Origin of the sequence: Brachybacterium paraconglomeratum (assembly GCF_039541415.1) — a bacterium.
Lineage (GTDB): Bacteria > Actinomycetota > Actinomycetes > Actinomycetales > Dermabacteraceae > Brachybacterium > Brachybacterium paraconglomeratum_A.
The window spans coordinates 1-4707 of sequence record NZ_BAABGE010000013.1 but is presented as its reverse complement, the minus strand read 5'-3'; the positions used below and the strand labels follow the sequence as shown (position 1 = coordinate 4707).

The window sequence follows — 4707 nt, the reverse complement described above, 5'->3', positions numbered from 1 at the left end:
GAACCGGAATACCACGCGCAGAAGGCGCGCCTCACTGCTGATGGCGACCACCACCATCGTCCTTGGCCTAGGCCTAGCAGGATGCTCGGGCGCCGACACCGCGGAGGCCGAAACCGAGACCTCCTCATCAACATCGGACTCGCCGATCTACGCGACGGAGGAGTCGTCCGAGCCCGACTTCACGACTGCCCAGCAGGAGGCAATCGACTACGTCGAGACGATGTCTCGCCAGAACTACTCCTCGGAAGCGGAAATCCGGAAACACATCGTGCACGAGAATTTCGCAGATGAGGTGGACTTCGCTCTGGAACACTCGGAAGTCTCGTTCTACACGAATGCTTCGCGTGCAGCAGAGTCCTACGCCGATGGTTCTTCACCGAGCCGAGAGGCGGTAACCCGCTACCTCACCGATGTCCGAGAGTTCACTCAGGAGCAGGCCGAGGACGCCGCAGAGAGCTACGCGCCCGAGAGCTGACGAGTACGACGAAGCGCCCCGGCCACCGATGTGGGTCCGGGGCGCTTCTCGTTGCGCTCAACTCACCTCGGCAGCCTTGCACTTCTGGAACTCCTCGACCTGCCTGCCCGCCTTGCCCGACACCGAGGAGCACCCTCAGCGAGGAGGACGAACTTCCAGCGAGGGCGCATCAGCGGGAACGGCGGGGGTTCACACGTCGGGGGACAGCGACAAGCTGAGGCCATGAGCGACACGCCCGACTACCTCACAGACGAGGATGCCCAGCTCGCCGCGAGCATCGAGAGGTTCCAGGCCCAAATGCGGGACTTCGCCACCCGTCACCCTGACGTCGTTCTGGCCGACTCCCCGGACGCGGACTGGTCGGGCAGTCATGTGAGAGCTCCGCATGCATCAGACCTGGTCAGGCTGCGCAGATTTACCCTCAAGCCGGGCACTCCGTACGCATCACCCCAAGTCAGGATGCGCAGATTTACCCTCAAGCCGGGCACTCCGTACGCATCACCCCAGGTCAGGATGCGCTGATTTACCCTCACGCCAGCCTCTCCAACTGCGTCACCGCAGGTCAGGCCGCGCTGATGTGGCCTCAGCGCTCGCTGGGTGAGGACCCTGACTCCGACTGCTGGGGTGCTAGCGCCGGCCACCCACGCCGGAACGACTGCCGCGACCCCCGCACCCCCGCAGTTTCGGTCTCGGTCATGGACAGGACACTCATCGCACTCCCCCTCGGGACCACAGACCCCGGACCGGGCTGGAATCGCCGGTCGGCCCTCGGAAGTCGGGGACGCTCCTGTCGGGTACGGCTCCCGACACGCCCCACATCCCTCGACCCGAGGCCGACCACGCTCCCCGGCCTCACCCGTCGTGCTCCTCGCTCAGCGTCGACCGGGGTTCGCGCGGCGGATCGCCTCGTGCCAGTACGGCTCCACGCGTCCGCGTCCGGCGCGGTCTTTCGCGCCCTCGAGGTGCACCCGGGCGGATACCCAGGACATCAAGTGGGGCTGCGCGAGCTCGATGCGGTCCAGCCACTCCTCGACAGTGAGGAGCAGCCGCTCCCCGCCCACGATCACCTGCACAGACTCGTCCGGGACATCGGGGTCCCGCCAGCTGTGGCTCATGGACACCGGGGTGCCACCGGCGACGGCGCGCTGGTAACCGGCGACGACCGACTCGGCCGCGCCGAGCAGGTCCTTTTGCGCGTAGTACCGCGGGTATCTCGCGCGCATCTCGCTCGACCGCCCGGCGGGCGGAGCGGGATAGGGAGTGAAGGGCTGGGGGCTCACGGGGCTCAGTGTGCGCTCGGGGCCGGACAGCCAGGCGCCGGTGGGCTCAGTCGGCGTCGAGCGGTGCGATGAGCGGGGGGTCCGTGCGGTCGAGGGTGCGGACGTTGTTGACCTGGCGGTCCACCGGCGGGCAGGATCGCCGACCCCGAACAGAGACTCGACGCCGAGGACCTCCTCGCCCTGGTGCGCGAATAGCCGCCACCCGCCGCCTCCCACCCCGCGGGACTGGGAAGATACGCCCATGAGTCAAAAACCTCTCGTGCTGCCCGACGTCCGCTCCAGAGCAGGGGCGTTCGTCGCGCAGTGGCGCGACGCGGAGGGGTACGAGCGCGGTGAGGCCCAGTCCTTCGTCCGGGACCTGCTGCGGGTCTTCGGCATCACCCGCTCCGGCGCGGCGCTCTACGAGAAGCGTGCTCAGCGCGCCTCCACTGGCGGTCAGGGCTACATCGACGCGCTGATCTCCGGCACCGCGCTGATCGAAATGAAGTCCACGGGTGCCGACCTCGCCAAGGCCGAGGCCCAGGCGCTGGACTACATGGAGTCTCTGTCCGAGCACGAGCGGCCCGACTTCGTCATCACCAGCAACTTCAAGCACTTCCGGCTGCTCGACCTTGCCGCTGATTCCCCCGAGACCGAACTGCTGGAGTTCCCCCTTGAGGAGCTGCCCGCGCACGTCGAGGATCTGATGTTCCTCGCCGGCTACCGGCGCGCGAAGTTCGGCTCCCTCGAGCAGGAGACCGCCTCGATCAAGGCCGCGCAGCTGATGGCCAAGCTGTACGAGCACCTCGAGGCCACCGGGTACGACGAGCACCAGGCATCGATCTTCCTGATCCGCACCCTGTTCTGCCTGTACGCCGACGACTCCGGCCTCTGGGAGCGCGACCTGTTCTCCCGGTACATCGAAGAGCGCACCAGCGAAGACGGCTCCGACCTCGGCGCGCAGCTGACCACGCTCTACCAGGCCCTGAACAAGCCCGAGGACAAGCGGTACGGGCGCGACGATGACCTGATCCAGGCGTTCCCCTACGTCAACGGCTCCGTGTTCGGCGAGGCCGTGGAGATCCCCTACTTCGACCGGGCCTCCCGCGAGCTGCTGCTGCAGGCCGCGTACTTCAACTGGTCCAGCATCTCCCCCGCGATCTTCGGCTCCCTGTTCCAGGCCGTGAAGTCCAAGAAGGCCCGGCGCGAGCTCGGCGAGCACTACACGACCGAAACGAACATCCTGAAGCTCATCCGCCCGCTGTTCCTAGACGAGCTTGAAGACCAGTTCACCAAAGCCCACGCGAAGAAGCGCGAGCTCGAGAAGCTGCTGGACCATCTCGGCTCTCTGACGTTCCTCGACCCGGCCTGCGGCTGCGGGAACTTCCTGATCATCGCCTACCGCGAGCTGCGCGCCCTCGAGCTGCGAATCCACGAGCGACTGCAGGAACTCGACCCGAGCCGCGCACAGCTCTCCCTGGACGCGGAATCACGCGTCCATGTGCGCCTCTCGCAGTTCTACGGCTTCGAGCTGGAGGAGTGGCCGGCCACCATCGCGCGCACGGCAATGTTCTTGGTCGAGCACCAGGCGAACCAGGCCGTGAACCTCACCCTCGGCTACGCCGTCCCGATGCTCCCTCTGCAGGACTCGGCGCGGATCACCGTGACAAACGCTCTGCAGGCCGAGTGGTCCGAGGTCATCCCTCCGACCACATCGCTGTACATCATGGGAAACCCGCCGTTCCTCGGCGACAACACCCGCGGCGCCGATCAGCTCGCCGATCTGCGCAACGCCTGGGGCGGCGACAGGGTCCTGTCGCGCATGGACTACGTGACCGGCTGGCACGCCAAGACCCTCTCACTGTTCGCCAGTCCGCAGTACCGGGGCGAGTGGGCGTTCGTGACCACGAACTCCGTCACCCAAGGTGACCAGGTCCCCCGCCTGTACGGCTGGCTCTTCGAGGCCGGCTGGCGCATCAAGTTCGCCCATCAGACCTTCGCCTGGTCCAGCGAGGCCCCCGGCGCCGCCGCGGTGCACTGCGTGATCGTCGGCCACACCCAGAACACGCGGAACAAGCCCCGCCTGTTCGAATACGAACGCCCCAAGGCTGAGCCGCGCGAGGTTCCCGTCAAGATCGGCATCAACGCTTACCTACAGGACGCGAAGAACATCCTGGTAGAGAAGCGTTCGGACATGCTTAGCCCGAGCCTTTCAAAGACATGGCGCGGATCCATGCCCACCGACGACGGCAACTTCATCATCGAGCCCGAACAGCACACCGAGGTCATGGCGGACCCGATCGCCGCGAAGTACGTCCACAAGTACGTCGGCGCGCACGAGCTCCTGCACGACGCGGACCGCTGGTGCCTCTGGCTCGACGGGATGGACCCTGCGGATCTCAATCGTTCCCGCGTACTTCGGGAACGAGTGGAAGCTGTCCGGACATTCCGCGCAGCGTCCAAGGCAGCGTCGACGCGGGAGTACCCACACCATCACCTGTTCCGGCAGCTCGCCAAGCAGGACACATCCTTCGTCTGCGTACCGCGCCACGTCTCCGAGACTCGGCGCTACTTCACCGTCGCGCTGTTCGACGAGGACGTGATCGCCGGGGATGCGAACTTCACGATCAAGGACCCTGACGGATTCCAGTTCGCCATCATGTCCTCGAGCATGTTCATCACCTGGCAGAAGGCCATCGGAGGACGCATCAAGTCCGACCTCCGCTTCGCATCGACGTTGACCTGGTACACCGTCCCCCTGCCCGCTGTAGAACCAGCGGATCGCGAGGCGATCGCAGCAGCCGGCCACGGGGTGCTTGAGGCGCGCGCGCTACATCCGGAACGGTCACTGGCTGAGCACTACAGCCCGCTGGCGATGGACCCGGCTCTGGTGAAGGCACACGATGCCCTAGACAGGCTGGTCGATCGGGCGTTCGGAGCGAGGAAGAAGCTGACCTCGAATGATGACCGGGG

2 protein-coding genes and 1 pseudogene are annotated in these 4707 nt (G+C 66.3%); 2 read left to right on the top strand and 1 reads right to left on the bottom strand.

Annotated features, from left to right (window positions below):
• Positions 1-475, top strand: a pseudogene (locus ABD893_RS16920) (hypothetical protein); the annotation flags it as partial.
• A gap of 872 nt (positions 476-1347) precedes the next feature.
• Here the strand turns inward: ABD893_RS16920 and ABD893_RS16915 are convergent.
• The gene (locus tag ABD893_RS16915) at positions 1348-1755 is read right to left on the bottom strand and encodes a hypothetical protein (RefSeq protein ID WP_147271506.1); all 408 of its coding nucleotides are present in this window, start codon (positions 1753-1755) and stop codon (positions 1348-1350) included.
• Positions 1756-1996: 241 nt separating this feature from the next.
• Here ABD893_RS16915 and ABD893_RS16910 point away from each other — a divergent pair.
• The coding region (locus ABD893_RS16910; RefSeq protein WP_345083167.1) for a DNA methyltransferase at positions 1997-4707 on the top strand (2711 nt) is incomplete at its 3' end.